Source organism: Citrobacter sp. S46_ASV_140 (genome assembly GCF_018919545.1).
GTDB classification, from domain to species: Bacteria; Pseudomonadota; Gammaproteobacteria; order Enterobacterales; family Enterobacteriaceae; genus Citrobacter; species Citrobacter braakii.
The window spans coordinates 1-3,875 of the sequence record NZ_JAHLRC010000206.1; the positions used below are offsets into that span (position 1 = coordinate 1).

Annotated in this window: 5 protein-coding genes; 3 read left to right on the top strand and 2 right to left on the bottom strand. The window is 51.1% G+C overall.

The window, feature by feature from the left end:
• Positions 1-613 (top strand): prephenate dehydratase domain-containing protein (locus KQJ19_RS22745; RefSeq protein ID WP_275972568.1); only part of this gene is annotated, 613 nt, incomplete at its 5' end.
• Between the two features lie 101 nt (positions 614-714).
• Here the strand turns inward: KQJ19_RS22745 and tyrA are convergent.
• Complete coding sequence (gene tyrA, locus KQJ19_RS22750) at positions 715-1,836, bottom strand: bifunctional chorismate mutase/prephenate dehydrogenase (protein WP_047499526.1); 1,122 nt, start codon at positions 1,834-1,836, stop codon at positions 715-717.
• Positions 1,837-1,846: 10 nt separating this feature from the next.
• Positions 1,847-2,917, bottom strand: coding sequence for a 3-deoxy-7-phosphoheptulonate synthase AroF (gene aroF, locus KQJ19_RS22755; protein ID WP_016154067.1), 1,071 nt, complete (start codon positions 2,915-2,917; stop codon positions 1,847-1,849).
• 215 nt (positions 2,918-3,132) lie between these two features.
• Here aroF and KQJ19_RS22760 point away from each other — a divergent pair, with 215 nt between their 5' ends.
• Together KQJ19_RS22760 and KQJ19_RS22765 are read left to right on the top strand one after the other, a co-directional pair.
• The gene (locus tag KQJ19_RS22760) at positions 3,133-3,507 is read left to right on the top strand and encodes a DUF2799 domain-containing protein (RefSeq protein ID WP_016154068.1); all 375 of its coding nucleotides are present in this window, start codon (positions 3,133-3,135) and stop codon (positions 3,505-3,507) included.
• A gap of 158 nt (positions 3,508-3,665) precedes the next feature.
• A partial coding sequence (locus KQJ19_RS22765) for a YfiR family protein (RefSeq protein WP_216404203.1) occupies positions 3,666-3,875 on the top strand: 210 nt, incomplete at its 3' end.

A 3,875-nucleotide genomic window follows, 5' to 3' on the forward strand; every position in this document is an offset into this window, starting at 1 on the left:
GATGACTATCACGATTGACCACTGCCTACTGGTGTCCGGCACGACAGATCTCGAGACCATTGAAACGGTATATAGCCATCCGCAGCCATTCCAGCAGTGCAGCAAATTCCTGAGTCGTTACCCGCACTGGAAGATTGAGTACACCGAAAGCACCTCGGCGGCGATGGAAAAAGTTGCGCAGGCTAACTCACCGCGCGTGGCGGCTCTGGGGAGCGAAGCCGGAGGCGTACTATACGGTTTGCAGGTTCTCGAGCATATCGAAGCTAATCAGACGCAAAACATCACCCGCTTCGTGGTACTGGCGCGCAAGGCAATCAATGTTTCCGATCAGGTGCCAGCAAAAACCACGTTGCTGATGGCGACAGGACAACAAGCCGGTGCGCTGGTAGAAGCTCTGCTGGTACTGCGCAACCATAATCTGATTATGACTAAACTGGAGTCACGCCCGATTCACGGCAATCCGTGGGAAGAAATGTTTTATCTTGATATCCAGGCCAACCTGGAATCACCCCAGATGCAAAAAGCATTGAAGGAGTTAGGTGAGATTACGCGCTCGATGAAAGTACTTGGCTGCTATCCAAGTGAGAATGTGGTGCCGGTCGATCCAAGCTAACGTTTGACAATGCCGGATGGCGCTACGCTTATCCGGCATTCTATTTAGCCGATCCTTGTATGACTGATACAACGCATCAGCGTTGCCATCAAGCATCGTATTTATTGGCGACTATCGTTAGCCTGGCGCAACAAAGTACGGCTTTCGTTCTGGAAGCGTTTCGCATAATCACCAAACCAGTGCTCCACCTTACGGAAGCTGTCGATGAACGCTTGCTTATCGCCCTGCTCCAGTAAACCGATCGCCTCACCAAAACGTTGGTAGTAGCGTTTGATCAGCGCAAGGTTACTCTCAGACGACATAATGATATCGGCATAGAGCTGCGGATCCTGGGCAAACAGACGCCCGACCATCGCCAGTTCAAGGCGATAAATCGGCGAAGAGAGTGCCAGTAACTGCTCCAGTTGAACATTCTCTTCCGCTAAATGCAGACCGTAAGCAAAGGTCGCAAAGTGACGCAATGCCTGAATAAATGCCATGTTCTGGTCGTGTTCAACAGCACTGATCCGATGCAGTCGCGCCCCCCACACCTGAATCTGTTCCAGAAACCACTGATAAGCTTCCGGCTGACGTCCGTCACACCAGACGACAACCTGCTTTGCCAGACTGCCGCTGTCCGGGCCAAACATGGGGTGTAATCCCACCACCGGGCCGTCGTGCGCCGCCAGCATCGCCTGCAAAGGACCATTTTTCACCGAAGCCAGATCCACCAGGATGCAGTCGGACGGCAGACGCGGTAATTTGGCGATCACCTGCTCAGTGACGTGGATCGGCACGCTGACGATCACCATGCCAGCATCAGAGACCATCTCCGGCGCACGATCCCAGTCCTGCTGTTCCAGGATCCGTACCTGATAACCTGACAGGGTGAGCATTTTTTCGAACAGACGTCCCATCTGACCGCCGCCGCCGACAATCACCACCGGTCGCAGAGAAGGACAAAGCGTTTTAAATCCTTTGTCGTTCTCACTGGAGTAAGACTCGCGCATAACCCGGCGCAGCACATCTTCAATCAGGTCCGGCGGCACGCCAAGGGCTTCCGCTTCCGCCCGGCGGGAGGCCAGCATAGAGGCTTCCCGTTCCGGCACGTAGATAGGCAGCCCAAAGCGGCTTTTTACTTCACCGACTTCGGCCACCAGCTCCAGGCGACGTGCCAGTAAACGCAGCAGCGCCTTGTCGACTTCATCAATTTGATCGCGTAATGCGGTCAATTCAGCAACCATAACCAACCTCTTATGCTACACGCGCCGACAGCTGGCCGTTTAAATCCTGGCTAATTTCACGCAGTAGCGCATCCGTCATTTCCCAGCTAATGCAGGCATCAGTTACAGACACGCCGTATTTCATTTCGCTACGCGGCTGTTCAGAAGACTGGTTACCTTCGTGAATATTACTTTCAATCATCAAGCCAATGATCGAGCGATTGCCATCTTTGATTTGTGCAATCACGGATTCAGCCACGGCAGGCTGGCGGCGGTAATCTTTATTGGAGTTACCATGACTGCAATCTACCATCAGAGAAGGTCGTAGTCCCGCCTGCTCCATCTCTTTTTCGCACTGGGCGACATCTGCCGGGCTGTAGTTCGGCGCTTTACCACCGCGCAGGATCACGTGACCGTCCGGGTTACCCTGAGTTTGCAGCAGTGCAACCTGTCCAGCCTGGTTAATACCAACAAAGCGGTGCGACTGTGCCGCCGCGCGCATCGCGTTAATGGCGGTCGCCAGGCTACCGTCAGTACCGTTCTTAAAGCCGACCGGCATCGAAAGACCGGAAGCCATTTCGCGGTGAGTCTGCGATTCCGTGGTACGCGCACCGATTGCAGACCAGCTAAACAGATCGCCCAGGTATTGCGGGCTATTGGGATCCAGCGCTTCAGTTGCCAGCGGTAGTCCCATATTCACCAGTTCAAGCAGCAGCTGACGCGCAATTTTCAGGCCGGCTTCAACATCAAAAGAGCCATCCATATGAGGATCGTTAATTAACCCTTTCCAGCCGACGGTGGTACGGGGTTTTTCAAAATAGACGCGCATCACCAGGTAGAGGCTATCGCTGACCTCTGCGGCAAGGGCTTTAAACCGACGAGCGTACTCAATAGCCATTTCAGGATCGTGAATGGAACACGGGCCACATACCACCAGCAGGCGCGGATCGCGACCAGAGATAATATCTGAAATGGTTTTGCGTGACTGGGAGATTTGCGCTTCTTGCGCCTGGCTCAGCGGGAATTCAGCTTTCAGCTGCTCCGGAGTCATCAGAACCTGTTCGTCAGTAATATGTACGTTGTTCAGCGCGTCTTTTTGCATGATGGTGATCCTGTTTAGCTCGTTTGCGATAGTTGATCCTCAGCGAGGAGGTGATAACGATAACACAACAGGTAAAGATTTCAATCCACAAACCGTAAATTTTAATTTACAGCATGCAATTTAATGACAAAACACGCCCTCTATTGTGTACATTAAAATTTACATCATCCGATATTGAGATCCACTATGCTTAAAAAAACGAGGGAGTACAGGCAATGAAGCAACTCATCAGCACCCTATTTCTATTACTTCTTAGCGGATGTCAGATAGATCCTTATACCCACGCCCCCACATGGACGGGAACCGCCTGGTACGACGCCGGAATACAAGATGCCATTTCGGGGTATGCCGTTAAAGATAATGAAACTCTTGCCGACAACTACAATGACCCCGAAGTCGATCGTACGGAATATCTTAAGGGTTATGCCGAGGGACAACGTAAAATCTGCCAGCCGGATTTTGTTTACGCCAGAGGTTTGACCGGGAAAACCTTTCCCCCAAGTTGTGATACGGTCGAAAATATTGACCAGTTACACAGTGCCTGGCAAAAAGGAGCAAATGAAGGTGCTGCCTCAATAAGATTAAATTAAACAATAGCTTATATTTTATAAATCACTAAGACTTAACTTAAATTACTAATAGCTTTCAACCTGGCTTAATGACGGCTTAGGAAAATAATGTTATTTTGTCCTAAATAATCTTGAATGTATTTCGACGTTTTACGGCAAACGCTGGTAGGTAACTATTCATGAGCTATTCTTACCGACTCATACTTCTACTGGCACTGCTCCTGACCGGATTACCGCTGTACGCCCAAAGCGTTACGGAAGAAGCAAAATCTGTACGCGCTATGGTTTCCGGCATCGTCAGTTATACGCGCTGGCCTGCACTGTCCGGGCCTCCCAAACTGTGTATTTTCTCTTCATCGCGTTTTTCCAGTGTCCTGGGAGATACCAGT